Annotated in this window: 16 protein-coding genes and 1 pseudogene; 5 read left to right on the top strand and 12 right to left on the bottom strand. The window is 57.6% G+C overall.

Annotated elements, in window-relative coordinates:
- Window positions 1-243: 243 nt before the first annotated feature.
- Window positions 244-1,530: a phosphate regulon sensor histidine kinase PhoR gene (gene phoR, locus ACKZ62_RS29010; protein ID WP_185168236.1), complete on the bottom strand. Its 1,287-nt coding sequence runs from the start codon at window positions 1,528-1,530 to the stop codon at window positions 244-246.
- Between the two features lie 82 nt (window positions 1,531-1,612).
- The gene (gene phoB, locus ACKZ62_RS29015; RefSeq protein ID WP_032884451.1) at window positions 1,613-2,302 is read right to left on the bottom strand and encodes a phosphate regulon transcriptional regulator PhoB; all 690 of its coding nucleotides are present in this window, start codon (window positions 2,300-2,302) and stop codon (window positions 1,613-1,615) included.
- Between the two features lie 155 nt (window positions 2,303-2,457).
- Between phoB and ACKZ62_RS29020 the strand changes: the two genes are divergently transcribed.
- The gene (locus ACKZ62_RS29020) at window positions 2,458-2,838 is read left to right on the top strand and encodes a COG4315 family predicted lipoprotein (RefSeq protein ID WP_032884450.1); all 381 of its coding nucleotides are present in this window, start codon (window positions 2,458-2,460) and stop codon (window positions 2,836-2,838) included.
- Window positions 2,839-2,870: 32 nt separating this feature from the next.
- Here the strand turns inward: ACKZ62_RS29020 and ubiA are convergent, their stop codons facing one another.
- Window positions 2,871-3,761 (bottom strand): 4-hydroxybenzoate octaprenyltransferase, encoded by an 891-nt coding sequence (gene ubiA / locus ACKZ62_RS29025; RefSeq protein WP_032884449.1) that lies wholly within the window; start codon window positions 3,759-3,761, stop codon window positions 2,871-2,873.
- Complete coding sequence (locus tag ACKZ62_RS29030) at window positions 3,761-4,324, bottom strand: chorismate--pyruvate lyase family protein (RefSeq protein ID WP_447096176.1); 564 nt, start codon at window positions 4,322-4,324, stop codon at window positions 3,761-3,763. Before ACKZ62_RS29030 ends, ubiA begins: the two co-directional genes overlap by 1 nt.
- A gap of 195 nt (window positions 4,325-4,519) precedes the next feature.
- Between ACKZ62_RS29030 and ACKZ62_RS29035 the strand changes: the two genes are divergently transcribed.
- From ACKZ62_RS29035 to ACKZ62_RS29045, 3 genes are all read left to right on the top strand, one after another.
- Entirely contained in the window at window positions 4,520-4,687 is a 168-nt protein-coding gene (locus ACKZ62_RS29035; protein ID WP_032884447.1) for a rubredoxin, read from the top strand.
- Window positions 4,688-4,723: 36 nt separating this feature from the next.
- Entirely contained in the window at window positions 4,724-5,872 is a 1,149-nt protein-coding gene (locus tag ACKZ62_RS29040) for an FAD-dependent oxidoreductase (protein ID WP_122754182.1), read from the top strand.
- A 191-nt stretch (window positions 5,873-6,063) separates the two neighbouring features.
- Window positions 6,064-6,339, top strand: a complete 276-nt coding sequence (locus tag ACKZ62_RS29045) for an HU family DNA-binding protein (RefSeq protein WP_003176958.1) — start codon at window positions 6,064-6,066, stop codon at window positions 6,337-6,339.
- Between the two features lie 156 nt (window positions 6,340-6,495).
- Here ACKZ62_RS29045 and ACKZ62_RS29050 read toward each other — a convergent pair whose 3' ends face one another.
- Both ACKZ62_RS29050 and ACKZ62_RS29055 read right to left on the bottom strand, forming a co-directional pair.
- Window positions 6,496-6,906, bottom strand: coding sequence for an SMI1/KNR4 family protein (locus tag ACKZ62_RS29050; RefSeq protein WP_447096177.1), 411 nt, complete (start codon window positions 6,904-6,906; stop codon window positions 6,496-6,498).
- A pseudogene (locus ACKZ62_RS29055) lies at window positions 6,897-8,693 on the bottom strand (RHS repeat-associated core domain-containing protein); the annotation flags it as partial. The gene ACKZ62_RS29050 and the pseudogene ACKZ62_RS29055, both read right to left, overlap by 10 nt.
- 15 nt (window positions 8,694-8,708) lie before the next feature.
- Here ACKZ62_RS29055 and ACKZ62_RS29060 point away from each other — a divergent pair.
- Window positions 8,709-8,954, top strand: coding sequence for an HU family DNA-binding protein (locus ACKZ62_RS29060; RefSeq protein WP_099601850.1), 246 nt, complete (start codon window positions 8,709-8,711; stop codon window positions 8,952-8,954).
- Between the two features lie 106 nt (window positions 8,955-9,060).
- Here the strand turns inward: ACKZ62_RS29060 and ACKZ62_RS29065 are convergent, their stop codons facing one another.
- The 6 genes from ACKZ62_RS29065 to ACKZ62_RS29090 all read right to left on the bottom strand — a co-directional run bounded on the left by ACKZ62_RS29065 (window position 9,061) and on the right by ACKZ62_RS29090 (window position 22,126).
- Window positions 9,061-9,648 (bottom strand): DUF8309 domain-containing protein, encoded by a 588-nt coding sequence (locus tag ACKZ62_RS29065; protein WP_099601768.1) that lies wholly within the window; start codon window positions 9,646-9,648, stop codon window positions 9,061-9,063.
- A 35-nt stretch (window positions 9,649-9,683) separates the two neighbouring features.
- Entirely contained in the window at window positions 9,684-14,147 is a 4,464-nt protein-coding gene (locus tag ACKZ62_RS29070) for an RHS repeat-associated core domain-containing protein (protein ID WP_447096178.1), read from the bottom strand.
- A gap of 152 nt (window positions 14,148-14,299) precedes the next feature.
- Entirely contained in the window at window positions 14,300-15,310 is a 1,011-nt protein-coding gene (locus ACKZ62_RS29075; RefSeq protein WP_099601766.1) for a hypothetical protein, read from the bottom strand.
- Between the two features lie 6 nt (window positions 15,311-15,316).
- The gene (locus ACKZ62_RS29080) at window positions 15,317-19,726 is read right to left on the bottom strand and encodes an RHS repeat-associated core domain-containing protein (RefSeq protein ID WP_447096179.1); all 4,410 of its coding nucleotides are present in this window, start codon (window positions 19,724-19,726) and stop codon (window positions 15,317-15,319) included.
- Between the two features lie 12 nt (window positions 19,727-19,738).
- A complete protein-coding gene (locus ACKZ62_RS29085) occupies window positions 19,739-20,170 on the bottom strand; it encodes a DcrB-related protein (RefSeq protein WP_032884442.1) in 432 nt (143 codons plus the stop codon).
- A 15-nt stretch (window positions 20,171-20,185) separates the two neighbouring features.
- Window positions 20,186-22,126 (bottom strand): type VI secretion system Vgr family protein, encoded by a 1,941-nt coding sequence (locus tag ACKZ62_RS29090; protein WP_447096180.1) that lies wholly within the window; start codon window positions 22,124-22,126, stop codon window positions 20,186-20,188.
- Between the last annotated feature and the right edge of the window lie 113 nt (window positions 22,127-22,239).

Here is a 22,239-nt window from a genome sequence, read left to right on the forward strand (position 1 = left end):
CAATAAGGGGTGACAGGCAGGCCCGAGAGGCAGGCGCAAGTCGGCCAATGTAGCGGCTGGCGGGGCGCTTGCCTAGTGGTTACCGCCGGGTGGGGCCTGGAATGCCTTATTCGAAACAGCACAATTCCAATTGTGGGAGGGGGCTTGCTCCCGATAGCAGTGTGTCAGTCAGCATATCTGATACTGATGCACCGCCATCGGGAGCAAGCCCCCTCCCACATTTGGTTTTGTGCTGTGTTTGAGTTATTCGTCATTTCCGACAAGCCGCGAACGGGTCATCTGCGCCGGCGGAAAATGGCAGGTAAAGGTGCTGCCATGTCCCAGCACGCTGCTGATTTCCAGGCGCGCTCGGTGGCGCAGCAGCACATGCTTGACGATGGCAAGGCCCAGCCCGGTGCCGCCGGTGTTGGAGTTGCGGCTGGAGTCGACACGGTAGAAACGCTCGGTCAGGCGAGGCAAGTGCTTGGCGTCGATGCCGATGCCGGAGTCCTGCACGCTCAGGTGCGCGCCTTGCTCGTCGGCCCACCAGCGGATGCGGATGGCGCCTTTGTCCTGCGTGTACTTCACGGCGTTGAACACCAGGTTGGAGAACGCGCTACGCAATTCGCCTTCGCTGCCCTTGAGCAACACCTGTGGGTCGGCTTCCAGGCTGATCTGTTGCCCGCGCTCGCCGGAAAGGGCCTGCGCGTCATTCTTGATGGTCTGCAACAGGCTTTGCACCGCCACCGGATGATTGTCCGAGGGGTAATCGGTGGCTTCAAGCTTGGCCAGCAACAGCAGGTCGTTGAGCAGGGTCTGCATGCGCGAGCCTTGTTGCTGCATCTGCTGCAGGGCACGGCTCCAGCGTGGGTTAATCTCGTCGACGTTATCCAGCAGCGTCTCCAGATAGCCGCAGATCACCGTCAACGGCGTGCGCAGTTCATGGGAGACGTTGGCGACGAAGTCTTTGCGCATCTGCTCCAGTTGGTGGATGCGCGTTACGTCGCGAACCAGCATCAGGTGCTCGTTGTTGCCATAGCGCGTCAGGTACAGCTGGATGCGCACACGGTCGTTGGTCGGCGAGGGGATTTCCAAGGCTTCTTCGTAGTTGTCCTGCTCGAAGTATTCCTTGAAGCGCGGGTGGCGTACCAAGTTGGTCACCGGCTGGCCGCTGTCCTGGGGCGTTTTGAGGCCCAGCAAGGTCTCGGCGGCACGGTTCCACCATTCCAGGTTGCCGTCGCTGTCGAGCATGATCACCGCGTCCTTGAGCGCGGCGGTGGACTCCTGCACCCGGTCGATTACCGCTTGCAGGCGACCGCGTACCCGTTGGTCGCGGCGTTGCAGGTGGTAAATACTGTCGAACACCTCGCCCCACAGGCCGTAACCGTCGGGTGGTGCTTCGTCGGGTTTGTGCTGGCGCAGCCATTCGTGCAGACGCAGCAGTTGCTTGAGGGTCCAACCCAAGTACAGGCCGATGCCGATGGCCAGGCTCCAGCCGTAGTAGCCGCTGATCAGCCCGACCAACAGGCAGCCGGTGATCAAAAGAAGCATGTGGCGGATCAGGGTGCCATGCCAGTTCTGGTTCACTTAAACATGCGTCCTTGTCAGCTGTTAAGGAAGTAGAAGGGTTGGCTCAGCTTTTGGTGGAGAACCGGTAGCCAGTGCCGCGCACGGTTTGTACCAGATTCTCGTAGGCGTCGCCCAAGGCTTTGCGCAGGCGGCGGATATGCACGTCAACGGTGCGCTCCTCCACATACACATTGCCGCCCCACACCTGGTCCAGCAGCTGGCCACGGGTGTAGGCGCGTTCCTGGTGGGTCATGAAAAATTGCAGCAGGCGGTATTCGGTCGGGCCCATCTCGGCCGGTGTGCCGTCGATGGTGACGCGGTGGCTGATCGGGTCGAGAATCAGACCGCCGACTTCAATCGGCGCTTCGCCATCGGTCGGGCCGGCGCGGCGCAATACCGCCTTCAGGCGCGCTACCAACTCCCGTGGGGAAAAGGGTTTGGTGATGTAGTCATCAGCGCCGACTTCCAGGCCCTGAATCTTGTTGTCCTCTTCGCCCTTGGCGGTGAGCATGATGATCGGAATATCCCCGGTCAGTTCATCACGCTTGAGGCGGCGGGCCAGTTCGATGCCGGAAGTGCCAGGCAGCATCCAATCCAGCAGGATCAGGTCCGGCTTACGGTCGACGATAATGGCATGGGCCTGCTGGGAGTTCTCAGCCTCCAGGCAGTCATAGCCGGCCATTTCCAACGCAACGGCGATCATCTCGCGGATGGGCGCTTCGTCGTCAACAATCAGAATGCTCCTGCCAACCATGCTCAAAAATCCTCTTGTCATTTAACTGTCTTGCGCCGCATTAGATAACGGAATTATTGCAGTCGTGTGACAGTAATTTAGTCGCTTGGGCAAATCACGGCACTCTGGACTACCCTTTGGGTCCGAATCCTGACAACCACAAAAGGAAGGTTCCTATGACTTACCGTACTGTTTCCTGGAAAGCCCTGCTGGTAACGGCCGCGTTGACGCTGCCGACCCTGGCGTTCGCGGCGGAGCCGGCGATGACCAAAGACGGGATGCTGGTGGATCACAAGGAAATGACGCTCTATACCTTTGCCAAGGATGCCGATGGCAAATCCATGTGCAACGACAAGTGCGCGACTAACTGGCCGCCGTTGATGGCCGAGTCTACCGACAAGCCAATGGGCAAATGGACTGTGATCACCCGTGATGACCAAAAGAGCCAGTGGGCCTACAACGGTAAGCCGCTCTATACCTTCGTCATGGATAAAAAGGCCGGCGACATGACCGGCGACGGCAAAATGGACGGCGCCTGGAAAGTCGCCAAGCCCTGATTCAGGCCACTCTCGGTGAGGGGCCTCGCCCCTCATCGAAACCCGTAATCCGCCACAATCCCAACAAAAATTGCCAACCCGGCCCAGTGGTTGTGCAAAAACGCCTTGAAGCATTTCAGGCGGTCCCGGTCGCGGGTGTACCAGAACTCCCAAGCGAAACACCCCGCCGCAGCTAGCAGCCCCAGATGGAACCATCCGCCCAACTCAAACCGCGTCCCCGCCAGCAACAGGCACACCAGCGCCAGGCTTTGCAGGGTCAGGATGATCACGCGGTCGGCATCGCCAAACAGGATCGCGGTGGATTTCACGCCAATCTTCAGGTCGTCGTCACGGTCGGTCATCGCGTAATACGTGTCGTAGCCTACCGTCCACAGCAGGTTGGCGATGTACAACAGCCACGCAGCTGCGGGCAGGCTGCCGGTCTCGGCGGTGAAGGCCATCGGCATCCCCCAGGAGAACGCCGCGCCCAGCACCACTTGCGGGTAATAGGTGTAGCGCTTCATGAACGGGTAGCTCGCCGCCAGCGCCAATCCCCCAAGGGATAACAGGATCGTGGTGGCGTTGGTCAGCAGCACCAGCAGGAAACTGATACCCATCAGCACCGCAAAAAACACCAGCGCCTCTTTGGAGCTGATCTTTCCGCTCACCAGCGGGCGCTGCTCGGTGCGCTTCACATGGCCATCGACCTTGCGGTCAGCCCAGTCATTGATCACACAGCCGCCCGCCCGGGTCAGCACCACGCCCAACACGAAAATCACAATATTGATGAAAGAGGGAGAACCCTTGCCCGCAATCCACAACGCCCAAAGTGTCGGCCACAGCAGCAAGTAAATGCCGATGGGCTTGTCCATTCGGGTCAACTGAATGAAGTCCCAGGCCCTCGGGTTCAGGCGGTTCAGGGATTTGAGCAGACGTTGGTACATCAGCAGTTCTCCGGATGTTCATGCAGCACGTGCCAGAAGTCCGGCAGGAAGATTTCCGCTACCAACACGCTTAGCGATCCACGATCAAAACGTGAGCGGCGTGCCCATAGCCCATCCGCCTGATCGGCTGTCGGCAGCCATTGCCTTGGGTAATGGCACACCTCGATTGCCTGGCGCGTGAAGGCTTGATCGCAGAACAGCAACTCGCCCAGGGAGCGGCTGCCCAGTTCATCCATGTGCAGCCCATCGCCCTGCAAGGCACTGCGCGCCGCCACGCTGCGGGCAAACACCCACGGCTGATCGTGCCCACGTAAATACACCTCGCGCACCCAGCCGACAGTGGCCGGAGCCAAGTCCAGGGCGGCGCACTCGTCGTCTCGCAGCGGCTGCCAGCCTTCGAACAGTGGCGTTACGCTGAAACCGTCGTTGGACAGCCCTGTCAGCCGCCGTGTCAGCGAGCCGTCATCGAACAGCCAATTGAGGGTCAATGGTGTAGGCAGAGGGCTCAAACGGCTCTGGATCAGCCATTGGCAAGCATCGGGGAGGGCGATTGAGTGCGGCACGGTGAGTCAGTATTGGCAGCAAAAGAGGCGGCGAGCTTACCATGGCACCCTGGGCTTTTGCCGGGCTCAACCGGCACCTTGCGTCGATCGCGCTTGCATCTGCCGGCCCCGATCAGTACAAAACGCCCTGAGCCGCGCGGCAACGCTGGATCCAACGACCGCCGGCCAAGACGCCTGAACCTGAGGAAGCAAGTAATGAAGAAGTGGCAATGTATCGTCTGTGGCCTTATCTACAACGAAGCCGACGGCTGGCCGGATGACGGCATTGCGCCCGGCACTCGTTGGGAAGATGTCCCTGCAGACTGGCTGTGCCCGGATTGCGGCGTGGGCAAAATGGATTTCGAAATGATCGAAATCGCTTAATCCCGAATTTAAGAAACGTACTACAAGGAGAATGGAATGAACGCACCTGTCGTGATCATCGGCACAGGATTGGCCGGTTATAACGTGGCCCGGGAGTTTCGCAAGCTCGACAGCGAAACCCCCTTGCTGCTGATCACCGCAGATGACGGGCGCTCCTACTCCAAGCCCATGCTCTCCACCGGCTTTGGCAAAAACAAGGAGGCCGACGGCCTTAGCATGGCTGAGCCGGGCGCCATGGCCGAGCAACTCAAGGCCGAAGTGCGAACTCACACCCGTGTCAGCGGCATCGACCCGGGCCACAAACGCCTGTGGATCGGCGAGGAAGCGGTGGTTTACCGTGACCTCATCCTGGCCTGGGGTGCAGAAACCGTACGCGTCCCGGTTGAAGGCGACGCGGCGGAACTGATTTTCCCGATCAACGACCTTGAAGACTACGCACGCTTTCGCGCTGCCGCTGCTGGCAAACGCCGCGTGCTGCTGCTCGGCGCCGGCTTGATCGGCTGTGAATTCGCCAATGACCTGATCCTTGGCGGGTATGAAATCGACCTGGTCGCTCCGTGCGAGCAAGTGATGCCAACCCTGCTGCACCCGGCAGCCGCTGCCGCTGTACAAGCTGGCTTGGAAGGCCTGGGCGCGCGTTTCCACCTGGGTCCGGTGCTCAACCGCCTGCAGCGCACGGCGGACGGGCTGGAAGCGCACCTTTCTGACGGTGAAGTGATTCCCTGCGATCTGGTCGTTTCGGCCATCGGCCTGCGCCCACGTATCGACCTGGCTGCCGCCGCGGGCCTGCAAATCAACCGTGGGATCATGGTGGACCGTCACCTCAAGACCTCCCACGCCAACATCTACGCCCTGGGCGACTGCGCTGAGGTCGACGGCCTGAACCTGCTGTACGTCATGCCTCTGATGACCTGCGCCCGCGCTCTGGCCCAAACCCTGGCCGGCAATGCCACCGCCGTCAGCTACGGCCCGATGCCCGTCACCGTGAAAACCCCGGTCTGCCCGCTGGTGGTTTCGCCGCCGCCAAGGGGCTCCGAAGGCGTCTGGAGCGTCGAAGGCCAGGGCGCCGACATCAAGGCCCTGTGCCGCGACGCCAGCGGTCGCCTGCTGGGTTATGCGCTGACGGGCACGGCGGTGATGGAAAAACTGGCCCTCAACAAAGAACTTCCGCCTTTACTGGCGTAAATGCCGGTCGTTCTGTCGGAATTAGCACATTCCTACCCTCAGAAAGGTCGCCGCGAGACTGGCGGAGCGTGCGAGGGCATGCCATCCTCACTCCCGTCTGCCGCAGAGTAGAGCCTGCGGCGCTTTGGGCGCTGCTCCAGAAGAGAGCAGCACGGACATAACAACAAAAAACCGTCAAAGAGGCTTCACACATGCGTAAACCAGAACTCGCAGCCGCCATCGCTGAAAAAGCAGATCTCACCAAAGAACAGGCCAACCGCGTCCTCAACGCCGTTCTCGAAGAAATCACCGGCGCCCTGCACCGCAAGGACAGCGTCACCCTGGTTGGCTTCGGCACCTTCCTGCAACGCCATCGTGGCGCCCGCACCGGCAAAAACCCGCAAACCGGTGAGCCTGTGAAAATCAAGGCGAGCAATACCGTTGCATTCAAACCGGGTAAATCGCTGAAAGACACCGTTAACGCGTAATTGCAGTACCGTCTCGACAGGGGGCTGGGTGGTATAAAAAATGGGCACGCCGACTGGGTCGGGTGCCCATTTTTTGTGGGGGCGTACCATCCGGCTATGTTGAACAGCGCCAGCATACGGGGCGCGGCCCTATCTACCCGAACAAGTGCAACGCTTCTATCCGTTTGTGAGCTCACTCATAAACTCTTCAAATGATTCGCAAACAAATGCAAGCTCCTCTTCGTCCATCAAGTAAATATAAATGTATCCAAAGTCATTCTCCTTTACTGACAGGAGAAATGAGTTGCCGACCCTGTCATAAGCAAAGGGGATCATTTGTTTTAGCGATGGAATATCGTCAGTTAAATCTCTATAGATCGTTTCGATAGGTGCGTCACCATATTTAATAGGTGTAAAACCGCCCAAAAAAAAATCATTGTCGTCATTGCTGTCGGATAGATCACCGCCATTGTGCTTTAGATAAAACTGTCTAAAGGCCGTCGGTAATTGCACGTGGAATATTTCTTGGAACTCGTTCAGTTCCTGTACAGAAAGAGCCTGTTTGGAGTCTTCAAGTTTCAGCCGCATTTGGGTGCTCCCTTTGTTCTACTCTTAAAGCGACCTGGGTGGGTGTAAGCCCTGCCTGTCGCTGCTTTGTATTGGGCGGCACCACCTTTATGGGTTATGCCGTTATGAGCATCTTTTTTAATTAGTTGCATAGTGCCTTTGTTGGTCTCCGGGTCGTAATCATCCAGGTGGTGCCAGACATGCCCGGCCGGTGCGCGCTTTTGATTCAATTTTGCCGCTTTGTTGGCGAGCTCTTCGTCTTTTTGATAGTCACCAGTGTATTCAATTCTGACAATTGGATTAACACCGGGTTTTTTATTGTAAAGCGCATTGCTGTTTGAATAGTCGAGCCCTCCGCCGGGGGTCTTCGTAACGCCTGTGTAGCCGCGATCTTTCAGTTTTACCAGCGGGTCAACTGCGAGTCCCAGAGGGTCAGCATAGCCGACAGGGTTAGGTGCATAAGTGTAGAAATTGAGGCCTCCAGCCAAACCTATCGGGTCGGGAGTGGTAAAGCGGCCTATGTCGGGATCGTAGAAGCGTCGGGTGTTGTAGTGCAATCCGATCTCACGATCCAGATACTGCCCCTGAAACCTCAGGTTCTGCTCTTCAATAAAGTAAGGCTCCCGCACCTCCTCCACGGTATTGCCCCACACCCGATAAGTCGCCTGCCACAGGGTGTGCCCATCAGCCTCTGTCAGTTGCTCCGGCAGGCCGTTGAGATCGTTGTGGTAGTAGCGAATTTTTTGCAGCTCCCCGATGCCATCGACGCGGGCCAGGGGTTGGTAGCCTTCGTCTTCATAGACGTAAAGGCTGGTCTGGCTGTGCTTTTGCTCCTGTAACAGACGCAAGCCGTCCCACAGGAACTGGGTTTCGCTCAGTGGATAACCATTGCTGCCGTGTTCGGTCTTGCCGATGCGCCGGCCCAGTGGGTCGTAGGCCATGCGCACTACGCTGCCGCCTTCATTACGCACTTCAATCAGCCGGCTTTCGGCGTCGTACGCAAAGTGTTGTACGCCACGGGCGCCGCTGCGTTTTTCGATCATCCGCCCAAACGCGTCATAGCGATAACGTTTGTCCTGATAGGTCAGCAGCTTGTTATGCGCCACCAACCCGGCAGCGGCCTGCGGGCCGTCGAGCAGGTTGGCGGCGGCGTCGTAGGCGAAGGTTTCGCGTTGGCCGTGCAGGCTGTCCTGGCTGGCGATGATGCGGCCGGTGGCGTCGTAATGCAGCAGTTGGCGATGCTGCGTGGTGGGTTGCTGGTCGAGTTTGCCAATCAGGTTGTCGGCGGGGTCGTATTCGAAGTGCTTCTGTATCGCCGCCGGTACCAACGCCGGCTGGCTGGTGTGGCGGCGTTGGCGTGAGCGCAGGCGGCCGCTGCGGTCGTACTCGCTGCGGGTGCTGATCTGGCCTTGGGTGCGCAGTACTTCACGGTGCAGGCGGTCGCGCTCAAAGTCACTGATGACGTGGCCGTCGAGGTTGATCTGATGCAGATGACCACTGCCGTAATGTAGGCGATTGATCCAGCGCCCATCGGGCAGTTTGCTTTGGATCCGGTTCCCCAGTTCGTCGTAGTGATTTTGCAACGAGCCCGCTTGGCTCCGTTCTTCCAGCATTTACCCGAGAGCGTCGTACGAGAACCCCAGTGTCTGTGAATGACCGCTCGTGTCCATGAAGTGGACGCGAGTCAGTTGGTCCAACACATCGTAGGTGTATTGGGTGTGACCATCATCTGTCACCTTGGCGCTCAAGCGCCCCATTGCATCACGCTTGAGTCGATGAATAATGGGTTTTACAGCTATTTCCGGTACCAGCCCAATGGTGCTATGGCCGGCAGGATCCGTGTCAAAGAACAGGCCAACCGCGTCCTCAACGCCGTTCTCGAAGAAATCACCGGCGCCCTGCACCGCAAGGACAGCGTCACCCTGGTTGGCTTCGGCACCTTCCTGCAACGCCATCGTGGCGCCCGCACCGGCAAAAAACCGCAAACCGGTGAGCCTGTGAAAATCAAGGCGAGCAACACAGTTGCATTCAAGCCGGGTAAATCGCTGAAAGACACTGTTAACGCGTAATTGCAGTACCGTCTCGACAGGGGGCGGGGGTGGTAGAAAAAATGGGCACGCCGACTGGGTTGGGTGCCCATTTTTTAATGCTTCAAACCACCGAAACACTGCTTGTCTATCTCAACGGCAAAGGCAGTCGTCGGGTTAAAGGCCTGAGGTTTTCACGATCGTTCCAGAGCCCCGGAAAGACTTCATATTTCAAATCATCCCGGTTAACACCGGTATCGAAGTAGCGACACAGTCTGTCGCTGAGGTCCTCATCTCCCCACATATTGGTCAACTCATACTTTTCGATAATGTCGCGACTGTCCGAAAGTTGCAGATCTTCCTTTAGTGCAGGTACCAGGCTGTAGTCAGCATCGCAGTCGATGCCGAGGTCAACAAGATCAGCATCTCGAAACGGAAAGCCACCCTCAAAGCTGACGTGGGGCCTGAGCCAATAACGCTCATGATCCGAAAGGCTAAATGGCGTGACGGAAATTAGTTTTTCCGTTGCCAATCTCTGGGTCACCACCTTGCCGACAAAACCACTGAACAGGATCATACTCTTGTCCAGCGCAAGATCGGTCCAGACGCCGTCCACGCTTCTCACATCGTAGAAGCGCATGACGGAGTTCTTGATCATCTGGCCTACGGTGTATAAGTCATCTCGCAATTTGAGGCTGACTAGATCGCCTTCCTTCCAGAGGATGCGCTTGGCCATGGGCCCACTCCATTTTCAATAGTCATTGATGATATTCACGAGCAGCGGCCTGCTCGCGCACCTCTGCTTTTGCCGGCGACTTTGACAGGGGCTTTGCCCTTGGTTTTATTCGCGGCTTTTATGCGTTTATCCAGTGCTTTGCCTGAGTCTGTCTGAGACAAATGTTTATCCGCCGCAGCCAGGTATTCTTTCCTTCGGCCATTTCCTTTGCCGACCGGGTTTTGTGCGTTGGCGGTTCCATCTTTTCCTCCCAAGCCTTCATACACTCGTTGTTCCAGCCCTCGTGTAGTGTCCTTGCCATCCTGGCCGTAGGCGGTATGCAGGACTTGAGGTGCTTGGCCGCCAAAGCGATCGAAATTTGACCCGTAGCGATAGTTCAATACGTCTGAACCTACCTGTTTGCCTTGCATGCTGGCATAACCGACATAAGGTTTGCCGGTCGCTTTGTCGACGCCCAGGTAGGTGATATGAGTCGCTGTGGTTGGACTGCCTGCCAGCCCCCACGCATCACACCAGCCCATCGGATTAGGCCCGTACTGATAGAGGTTCAAGCCACCGGCGAGTCCTATGGGGTCCGGCGTGATAAACCGACCTATATCGGGGTCGTAAAACCTGAACGTGTTGTAGTGCAAACCGGTTTCCCGGTCCAAGTATTGCCCCTGAAACCTCAAGTTCTGTTCTTCGATGTAAGAAGACTCTCTGGTTTCCTCGGCAGTATTACCCCAAGCGTAATAACTGGCCTGCCATACGCGGTGCCCATCGTGGTCCGTCAATTCGTGCGGCAGTCCGTTAGGATCGTTGTGGTAGTACCTGATTCTTTGCAGTGGGCCGAGGCCATCAACACGTGCCAGTGCTTCATAGCTCCCATCTTCATAAAGATAAAGGCTGGTCTGGTTATTACGGTGCTCTTGTATCAGTTGCAACCCGTCCCAGACAAAACGAGTGGTACCAAGCGTATTACCGTTGCTGTTTTGTTCGGTTTTTGTAATCCGACGACCTAAAGGGTCGTAGGTCATTGTGATGACAGTTTCATTGGCGGCGTGCTGATTTCGTATTTCGACCACTCTGCTTTCAGCGTCGTACTTGAATAGTTGAACGGCGCGACGAGCACTACGTTTTTCAACCAGGCGACCGAAACTGTCATACCGGTAACGCTTGTCTTGGTAGGTTATTAATTTGTTATGTACCACCAGGCCTACACCCGGCCGGGGACCATCCAGAAGGTTGGCCGCTGCGTCATAAGCAAAGCTTTCCTGCGTCCCATGTATTGGATTCTGGCTGGCAATGATGCGATCAGTGGCGTCGTAGTGAAACGACTTTTGGTGTGCAATTCCTGCTTTTTGTTCGTGGCGGGCGATCAGGTTGTCGCTGGGATCAAAGTCGAAGTATGTCGAGCTCATTCCCGTCAGTGGTCGCGGCAGGGTACTTGGATACCGTACACGAGCGCGCAACCGCCCGCCCCGATCATATTCAGTGCGGGTGCTGATCTGACCTTGTGTGCGAAGTACTTCACGATGCAGGCGGTCCCGCTCGAAGTCACTGATGACTTGGCCATCGAGGTTGATCTGGTGCAAATGACCACTGCCGTAGTACAGACGGTTGATCCAGCGACCATCGGGTAATTGGGTCTGGGTCAGATTGCCCAATTCGTCATAGCGATGTTTCAAACTGCCGGCCGAGCTTTGCTCTTCGAGTGGCTGGCCGAGGGCGTCATAGCGATAACTCAATTTTTGTTCGTTGCCCTGGGCGTCCTTGAACGTGATTGCGATCAATTGATCCAGGAGATCGTATAAATAATCCGTGCGGCCATCGTCGGTGATTTTGACAACCAGGCGCCCGGCAGCGTCACGCTCCAAACAGTGAACAATAGGCTGTTCAGGGAGACCTGGCGCATTGCTGTCGTGAGTTGGTAAAGCAGTGACGCTGGTGATGCTGTTCAATGCATCGTAGTCATAGCGATGGGCGCTGCCATCTAGGTCGCGCTGCTCGACCAGGCGATCATTGGCATTCCACGTGAAACGATAACATTCGCCATTCTCGTTGGTCAGTGCTTGCAGCCGTGCGTAGCTGTCATAGCTGAATTGCACTTTGCGGCCGTGCGCATCCGTGCGCTGGCGAATGCGCCCGCGAGGGTTGTACTGATAATGAGTCGAGTGGCCTGACGGGTCGGTATGGACCGTCAATTGTCCACAGGCGTTACGTTGAAAATACTCGATACGACCATCTGGCAACTGCTGGCTGAGCATCCTGCCCATCGTGTCGTATGTGAAGGTTGTTCGTTCCCCTAGCGGGTCGGTAATGACCTGCAAATAACCGCGCTCGTCATAACTGAAACGCGTCGGGTAACCCGAACAATCAATATGCTCAACCAACTGCCCGAACGGGTTCCAGCGCATCTTCTTGCTTTTGCCGGTGGCGTCGATGATCTCCACGACCTGGCCGTGATCGTCATAGCGGTAGCGGGTGACGTAGCCCAGCGGATCGGTTTCGGCGATGCAGTTGCCGCGCTGATCGTAGCGATACGCCCAGCTATTATCGGCGGCGTCGGTCTCCACCAGCGGCAGTGCCCAGTGCTCAAGCCACAAGGTCGAGTCGCTGCGGCCCAGCGGGTCGGTCTCGCCGATCAGGTTGCCGGCGTCGTCGTAGCTGTATGCAAAGCGCCCGCCCAGCGGGTCGGTGGCGCTGAGCAATTGGCGCTCGTCGTTCCACTCGAACCGCCAGGTTTGCCCGAGGTTATCGCAGTAGCGAACGATCTGGTGCTGGGTGTTCCAGTGGCGGCTACTGACGCGTTGCAAGCCGTCGGTAATCCGCGTGATACCGGCCTGCAAGTCATAGTCGAACTGGTAGGCGTCGCCTTCGTCGGTCCAGTGCCGGACCACGCGCCATTCCACGTCTTCAACCAAGGCCCATTCGTAGAAACAGCGCAGACCGGTCGGCAACTGGTGCTCGACCATGCGCCGGCCGGCATCGTAGCTGAAGCGCCGCTGCACCTGGCCGGTGGCGTCGCGTACTTCAGCCAGATTACCGGCGGCATCATAGCCATAGCTGACCAGTACTTCGCGGCGTTGATCGGGGTAAAGACGTTCGAGCCGCATCACGTGGCCTTGATCGCGGATCAACTCCACTTGCACCAAGTCGAACGTATCGCGCAGCCGGATCAGCCGCCCGGCTTCGTCGTAATCAACATGGATGCGGTTGTTGTTGCGGTTGCCGAGCTGGCTGAGGCGCAGCAAAGCCGGGTTGGCGGAAGGCTCAAATAAGCGATACAGACCGTCATCGCTTTCGATCAGCAACTGCCCGTTGAGGTGTCGCCGCACGGCCAGCCCTTCACCGGCGCTGAACACCGCTCCGCCCAGCGGAATACTGCCCATGTCGATAGGCCGGCCCTGTTCATCGGTGTAGACCAGCGTTTCGCCGCCCTCGGGATGGGGACGAATTTCGACGCACACCTCATACGGCACGCTCCAACCCGCACCGAACAAACCGCCCGTGCGTTCGTCACGGCTGTTGTAGAAACGCTGCCAATCAATCGGCAGGATGCCAGGCAGTACGAAATCCAGCTCATCATCGCCGCCCAACACCTTGGCGCCGGTGGCCGCATGCACCGGGTTCGACGAGCCCATCGCCGCGTTGGCCATGGCCCCCATCGCACTGCTCACGGCCATCGAGGTCGCGCCGCCGATCAACATGCACGGCAGCTTGCTGAAGAACTTGCCCTTGCCACCCTTGAGCATCAACAACGCCGTCACCGCCAGCCCCACACCCGGGGTCTTGCCGCTGCGAATCTCGCGCACCACCACCGAGCCGCCGCCGATGGTCACGTTCGATGAAATCAACCCGGACGACACCACGGTCGCATCGCACGTACTGCGATCACCACTGCGCACCGCCGGCTGGCCGTTGATCGTGACCTTGTTCGAGCCCTCGGCAAGGAACTGCGGTGGCATAGGTGGGTGCTTCATGCACACCACCAGGTCCAGCGGCTTGGGCACGGCGCCGGGAGCGGGGGTTGCCACTGTAGGACGCCACATCTGCGAGAAGAAACTCTCGGCCATGTCCAGGTAGCTGGCTTCTGGCTCAGGCTCGGGTTCTTCCAGCTCGGTGCCGGCCGGCGCGACGTGGGAGCTGATCGCCCCGGCGGCACGGGCGGCGGGGATGTTGTTGGTGAGGGTGTCGGTGGAGCCCGTGAGAATGTTCGCCTGCACCGTGGGCGGGAACAGCGCATTGCTGAAGCTATCGCATAAATTCGTCAGACCTTTATCTGCCCCCGTCTTGCTCATGGCCAGGCCGACAATCGTGCCCACCACCGCGCCCAGCAGGAAGCAACCCAGCCCGCCAGTGGCGACGGTAATGCCGGTGGCCGCAACCACGGCCGCGGTCGCCACGGCGGTGATCGCGATATTGGCCGCCACCTCCAGCACACCGCCAAGGATGTCGGCCATCATCGAAGTGTGGGAAAGCGCATCCCCCATCCGGGCCGCCCATAGGGCATCAGACATAGGCTGCTCTGCTGGGCCAATCGGTGTTTAGCACGTTACCTTCCATAGTCACAGGATCCTTGTGTTTTAAGGCATACAGGTCAATGCGGTCTTCAGGCGCTTGATCAGGATAGGGTTGCCCAGACAATCCAATGGCCTTGACGGCGTAGCGGCTATAGCGAATATAAAATGTTGTAGAACACGGTTGGGCTATCGTTTATTGAGGAAAGATCGTGATCTGTCAGAATATTCCTGAAGCATTCTTTTTTGACAGACATCCGGCGAGAGATGATTGCTTGCACCACTTTTTCGAACACGGCTTTATCACGGGTATGCTTTTTAAGTCTCAATATTTCTTGAGGTTTATTTTTAATAATATAAAAGGCGTAGTTCATTAGGATGATGTTGGAAACAAAAAGATTGTGTGTGGATTGAAGTGGGTTGACCGTATCAACGATAGCGTCAAATAACGTTTGCCTGTCGTTAGCGTAAGCATGCAGAAATACATCTGGATACATGAATTCGCTGTGGCAATCATTAAATCGGAAACGATAATTCGTGTCGTTGGGTTTTGTCAGTAGTGTAATAATACTTTTTTGGTAGTCTTTTAAGACGCTAAAGATTACATTTTCTTTTCGGTCGTCGGCCTTGATTGCCTGATAAATCAGGTCAATAACGTCCAGTAGTGGGGTTGGCCCTAGAATATCTGCGTTTAGTATCAGTTTATTATTTTTGATGCTGAAACGCTTATAAATTTCGTCTTCAATGCTCAGTTCGAAAAGCAGGGATTTGAGTATGTGGTTTTTGAACTGTTCATTCGCATCGATCTGATTGTTTTTCAAAGTGATCAATTGAATTATATAGAAGAAGATAAAGTAGTCTTTATTGGTCCGTTGACGGTTGTCTATTTCAAGTAAATAACCGAAGCGTGACAGGACTGACAGGAGGGCATAACAGTCCGGTTCTGTGAAGCCGAGCTTCGACATGGCTTTTTCGAAGGTACTGATGGAAAACAGGTCATGCCAGCGGCTCACATAAAGCGTAGTCCCATTGAGCTTTCTGGCGGCGACAGAGAGTAGAGAAGGCTCATCTTCTCGGTAAAAAACATCACCGAACTCTGTCGGACATGGCCGGATGTTCAGGAAATTTTCAAGCTTGTATGAAAGGAGGTTGAACAGGTCCATTTTCCGCTATCCGCATGTCTTCCACTTTCCGTTCGGGCCTTTTTTCTCGACTCGAAAGGAGGTAATGGTTTTGTTAAATTTGTCGAGTAATCGGTTACCGATTCCTTTTGCCTTGGGTTCATTCGTTTTTGACAGCACGCCATCTTTCAACCCTGTCTCTTTATAGTCAACGTCAGAAATATCCTTATGATTGTTGAGCATGCTGACCCCTTCATTGTTGACTGTGGCCACTACCCGATACTGTTCCTTTCCAGGGTTGAAGCCGGGGTTGCTGTCATGATTGACCCAGATGGCTTTCTCACCCCTAATATTCGGAACCAAGCCCCCCTTACCGCCGTTGGCAGCCTTAGAGGCGACAGTTTCGCTTTTGCCCATGTAGCGAATGATTTCGTCCTCTTTTAGTCCGAGCGGATCGATCCAGGTGAATGGATTCGGTGCATAGCGATAAAGATTGAGGCTTCCTGTCAGACCCAACGGGTCGGGGCTGGTGAAGCGTCCTATGTCTGGGTCATAGAAACGAAAGGTGTTGTAGTGCAAGCCTGTTTCCCGGTCTAGGTACTGCCCCTGGAAACGCAGGTTCTGTTCCTCAATAAAGTAGGGCTCGCGGGTCTCATCGACTGTGTTGCCCCAAACCTGAAACTCTGCATGCCATAGCGGGTGACCGTCACTTTCCGTCAACGCGTGGGGCAGTCCATTGGGATCGTTGTGGTAGTAACGAATTCGTTGACCTTCACCAATACCATCGACCCTAGCCAGGGGCTCGTGACCATTATTGAGGTAGAGGTACAGGCTGATTTGACTATTTTTATGCTCTTTCAGTAATTGCAGGCCGTCCCAGTCGAAGCGGGTGTGGCCTATGAGCTGCCCTTTGCTGTTATGTTCGGTTTTCTCAATCCGTCGTCCCAGCGGGTCATAGCGCATTCTGACTACGCTTTCTCCCTCTGGTTTTTGCGTTCGGACTTCGATCAGCCGGTGATCAGTGTCATAGCTAAAATGCTGTAAACCGTGTCGTCTGCTGGATTTTTCAATCACTCTCCCGAACCCGTCGTAGCAGTACCGCTTATCCTGATAAGTGATCAGTTGGTTATGCGCTACCTGCTCTGTAGAACCGGATGAGCTGTCGAGAAGATTGGCAGCGGCATCGAAGCAAAATGATTCGTTCTGAGTTTGGCGGCCTCCCTGGGTTGCACGGATCCGCCCTGTCATATCGTAGTGCAGCAGTTGGCGTTGTTGTCCTTGTGGGCCCCGTTCGAGACGACCCACAAGATGGTCGCTGGGATCGAACTCAAAATGTATTTGTTCGGGCGCTGGCATCAAGGCCGCTAGGCTGGCATGCCGATGTTGGCGAGTGCGTAAGCGGCCGCTGCGGTCATATTCGCTTCGCGTACTGATGTGGCCTTGTGTCCGGATGACCTCTCGATACAGTCGATCATGCTCGAAGTCGCTTATTACATGGCCGTCGAGATTTAGCTGATGCAAATGGCCACTGCCATAGTGCAAGCGGTTAATCCGGCGGCCATCAGGCAATTGCGTCTGGATTAGATTGCCGAGTTCATCATAGTGATGCTTCAGGTTCCCGGCGGTGCTCTTTTCTTCGGTGAGATAACCCCGCGCGTCATAAGCGAAGCCCACTCGTTGTTGGTTGCCGTCGTTATCGATAGCGATTGCTTCGACTAACTGGTTCAACGGACTGTAGCGGAAGCAGGACTGTCCATCTGGTGTGATTCGGGTTGTCAGTCGGCCCATCGCATCCCGTTGCAGATGCTGGACGATAGTTTTTTCATTGGTCTGCTGACCTGTTCGCATCGCCGCGATGGTCTCGACTCTGTTTACGTTATCGAGGGCATCGTATGTATAACGTTTCGCGCTGCCATCAAGGTTACGCTGCTCCGTCAACCGATCCCCATCATCCCAGGCAAACCGGTAACGTTCCCCGTTCTCGTTGACCAGCGCTTGCAGCCGACCAAAGTTGTCATACCCGAACTGCACTTGCCGGCCATGGGCATCGGTGCGTTGGCGCACCTGGCCCCGGCGGTTGTGTTGATAGCGCGTGGTGTGGCCGGCCGGGTCGGTATAAGCGGTCAGTTGGCCGCTGATATCTCGTTGGTACTGCTCGCTACGGCCGTCGGGTAATTGGCTGCTGAGCAAGCGGCCTTGGGCGTCGTAGTGGAATTGGGTACGTTCGCCGAGGGCGTCGGTGATGACTTGCAAAAAGCCCTGCTCGTTGTAGCTGAACCGGGTCGGGTACCCCGAGCAATCGATGTGCTCGATCAGTTGCCCGAACGGGTTCCAACGCAGCTTTTTGCTTTTACCCGTGGCGTCGATGATCTCGACGACCTGGCCATGGTCGTCATAGCGATAGCGGGTGACATGGCCCAGCGGGTCAATGGCGGCGGTGCAGTTGCCGCGCTGATCATAGCGGTAGCGCCAACTGTTGCCGGCGGCGTCGGTTTGCGCCAACGGCAGGGCCCAGTGCTCCAGCCATAACGTCGAGTCGCTGCGCCCCAGGGGGTCGGTTTCGCCGATGAGGTTGCCTGCCTCGTCGTAGCTGTATTCATAGCGGCCGCCCTGTGGGTCGGTGGCGTTGAGCAGTTGGCGCTCGTCGTTCCATTCGAACAGCCAGGTCTGGCCGAGGTTGTCGCTGTAGAGGATGATCTGGTGTTGGCTGTTCCAGTGCCGGGTGCTGACACGCTGCAAGCTGTCGGTAATGCGTGTGGTGCCGGCCTGCAAGTCATAGTCGAACCGGTAGGCATCACCTTCATTGGTCCAATGTTTGACCACGCGCCATTCCAGACCATCTATCAGGGCCCACTCATAAAAGCAGTGCAAGCCGCTGGGCAACTGGTGCTCCACCATGCGTTGCCCGGTGTCATAGGCAAAGCGCCTTTGCACTTGGCCGCTGGCATCGCGTACCTCGGCCAGGTTGCCGATGGCGTCGTAATCGTAGCTTGCGAGTACTTCTCGGCGTTGATCGGGGTAGACGCGCTCGATGCGGGTCACGTGGAGTGGGTCGCGAATCAGTTCGACCTGAGTCAGGTCGAAGGTGTCGCGCAGCCGCACCAGGCCGTCGGCCTCGTCATAATCGAGATAGATGCGGTTGTCGTTACGGTCACCCAATTGGCTCAGGCGTAGCAGCGACGGGTTTGTCGGGGTGGGCTCGAACAAGCGGTACGCACCGTCGTCGCTTTCGATCAACAACTGCCCATTGCGGTTGCGCCGTACAGCAAGCCCCTCACCGGCGCTGAACACCGCGCCGCCCAAAGGAATGGTGCCCATATCGATGGGGCGCCCCTGTTCGTCGGTGTAGACCAGGGTGTCGCCGCCTTCGGGATGGGGCCGGATTTCGACGCACACTTCGTAGGCAACGCTCCAGCCCTTGCCGAACAGCGTGTTACGGCGTTCATCGCGGCTGTTGTAGAAGCGCTGCCAGTCAATCGGCAACAGGCCGGGTAGGACGAAATCCAGTTCGTCATCGCCGCCGAGCACCTTGGCCCCAGTGGCCGCATGGACCGGGTTCGACGAGCCCATGGCGGCGTTGGCCGCCGCGCCCATCGCACTGCTCACAGCCATCGACGCCGCCGCGCCAGCCAACATGCACGGCAATTTGCTGAAGAACTTGCCCTTGCCGCCCTTGAGCATCAGCAGCACAGTCACTGCCAACCCGACCCCCGGGGTTTTGCCGCTGCGAATCTCACGCACCACCACCGAGCCGCCGCCGATGGTGACGTCGGGGGAGATCAGACCGGAGGACACCACTTTCGCATCGCAGGTGCTGCGATCGCCGCTGCGCACCGCGGGCTGGCCGTTGATGGTCACCTTGTCCGAGCCTTCGGCCATGAACTGCGGCGGCATCGGTGGGTGCTTCATGCAAAGCACCAGGTCTTCGGGCTTAGTTTCTGTACCTGGCGCAGGCGAAGCCACGGTGGGGCGCCACATCTGTGAGAAGAACTCGCCGGCCATGTCCAGGTAACTGGCTTCGGCTTCAGGCTCTTCTTCCGGAGCCTGCATTTCCAACTCCGTGCCGGCCGGTGCTACATGGGAAACAACCGCCCCGGCAGCACGGGCAGAGGGGATGTTATTGGTAAAGGTATCGAGGGATCCTGTGAGGATATTGGCCTGTACCGTCGGTGGGAACAGCGCGTTGCCGATGCCCTCGCATAAATTGCTCAGGCCCTTGTCGGCTCCGGTCTTGCTCATCGCGAGGCCCACCACCACGCCGACTACTGCGCCCACCAGGAAGCACCCCAACCCGCCCGTGACAACGGTGATCCCGGTGGCGGCCACCACCGCCGCCGTGGCCAGTGCGGTAATCGCGATGTTCGCCGCCACCTCCAGCACGCCGCCGAGAATGTCGGCCATCATCGAGGTATGGTCGAGCGCATCGCCCATCCGGGCCGCCCAAAGTGCGTCAGACATGCAGGTCGCTCATCAAAGCGCGTCGAACGACAGCGAGTTCTTGATCAACGCCCAATGCGCCGCCTCGGCATCACCCAGCTTATCCGCCTTCACATAACTCAACGCGAGCATCTTGCGTGTGCCCGGTATCACCAGGGCCAACTGATACTGGAACACCTTGTCATTGCCCTTGTTGAACTGGCTGCGCAGCTCGATGCCTTCGACCTCTTGCGCGGCGCCCAGGCGCACATCGACACCCGGTTGGTAGCGCAAGTCCTGCACCTGTTTTTCCAGGCGCTGGAGTTGGTCGTTGAAGTTGCTGTGCAGGGTTTCGCCTTCGGCCAGCAGGCTGCGGCTGACGATCAGGGACGTGCCCAGTTCGGGGAACTTGAGGATGTTGATCGTCGCGTCCTGCAACTCACTGGCGGGCAGTTGAAACTGGAATTCGTTGATTCGGTACGTCATGGCAAACAGGTCTCGTCAGGAGCTTTTAGGTGCGGGGAACGCTGCCTTGATATTGGCGTCAATGGCGCCTTTCTGGCCTTGGCCATCGGGCGTGGCGCCGGGGCCGCCCCCGTTGTTCAGGTGCAGCACGCCGCCGGTGTTGAACTCGGCATCGCCGCTGGCGTGGAAGCTGATATTGACGCCGCTCAGGTTGATCTGCCCGCTGGCGTTCAACTCCAGAATGCTTTTACCGCAGACCAGACGTAGGTTTTCGCCGACTTCAATCACGTAGCTCTGGCTGATACTGTCGGTTTTCCTCTTGCCCACAGAAAGGATGTCTTCCTGCTTGACGATGCGCACACGGTTATTCCCAATCGTCACCGTCTCGTTGTGCCCAATGCTCTTATTGCGGTCATGCCCTACCGAGTGACTTTCGTCCACTTCGACGACGATGTCCTGGTTACGCTCGGCATGGATGTACAACTGCTCCAACCCCTTCTTGTCCTCCATGCGGATTTCATTGAAGTTGGCCGGTGTGCCGCCCTTGCTCGAACGGGTTTTCATGCCGCTCTGGGTCGCGTTTTCCGGCAGGTCGTACGGTACGGTCTGCTCAGCGTTGTACACGCGGCCGGTGATGATCGGCCGGTCGGGGTCGCCTTCGAGGAAGCTTACAATCACTTCCTGGCCAATCCGTGGAATCTGCATCGAGCCCCAGTTCTTGCCAGCCCAGGACTGCGATACGCGAATCCAGCACGAGCTGTTTTCGTTGGATTGGTCGTGGCGGTCCCAGTAGAAGTGCACCTTTACGCGGCCGTACTGGTCGGTCCAGATCTCCTCGCCTTTGGGGCCCACAACCAAGGCGGTCTGCGGGCCTTTGACGATGGGGCGGTGGGTGTTGGCCAGCGGGCGGAAGCTTTGTTGGGCGTCGATGCAGGTCAGGCTGCTTTCGAACTGCGCCGAGCCCGAGCCGCCGCCGCTTTCCAGGCTTTCCTGGACGATGTAATAGCGACAGCCGACGATCAGGTATTCGCGGTTCTGGTCCTGGCGGCTGAAGCCGGTGAGGCTGAACAGGTGGCCAGAACCTAGCCCGCGCGCGTTGCCGGCGAACTCGATTTGCTCATGCAGGGTTTGCAGGGCTTCGATGCGGGTGCGCGCGTAGTGTTCGCCGTCGGCGCTTTGCACGTAGGTGCCGGGGTAGTCGTACAGCGGGTAGTCGCCGGCAGTGTGCGGGCGCGGCATGGCCGAGCGCACGTCGATGCTGGCGCTGGGGCGCTGGAAGTCGTAGTCGTTGAGCTCCAGGGAGCCCGGTTGCACTTCCTGCGCCAGGTGCCAGTTGTGCATGTGGTCGCGTTCGCGCTGCTGCTCGTCCTTGGGGTAATACGGGATAGACGCGTAGCCTGGCACCGTGGTGTGGGCGCCATAGGCGTCGGCCAGCACCAGCACGTGACGGTCCTGTTCATGGCGGAAGAAGTAGTAGATGCCTTCCTGCTCCATCAAGCGGCTGATGAAATCGAAGCTGGTCTCGCGGTACTGCACGCAGTACTCCCACTCGCGGTACGGCCGGCTCAGGGCGTCTTCGAAGTCGGAAAAACCCAGGTCGCGGAACACCTGCTTGATGATCTGCGGGATGCTCAGGTTCTGGAAGATCCGGCAATCGGAGGTGCGGCTGAGCAGCCAGAACCACGGGCGCAGCGTCACCTGATAACTGGCGAACTGACCCTGATCGATGTTCTGGCTGCAACGCGCGACGATGCCGTGGAAGTGCCGCTCGCCACCGTCCGCCAGTTGCACGCCGACGCTCATCGGCTTGCCCAGCAACTGGTTGAGGTCGATGTTGGCGTCCAGGGACGTCAGTTGCAGCTCATAGTTGAACAGTCGGCCCAGCTCTTCGCCACCGCCCATTTCATTGAGCAGCAGCACATCCGGCCCGAGGGGGCTGGTGATCTTGGCCAGGCGTGAGGCTTGGTTGAATAGCATCGGGCGTCTCGAAAATGACTAAATAACTGAAGAAACTGAGTTCAAATGTGGGAGGGCGCTTGCCCCCCGATAGCAGTGTGTCAGTTGAGGTATCAGGCGACTGATTCACCGCC

It is taken from the genome of Pseudomonas sivasensis, assembly GCF_052938085.1.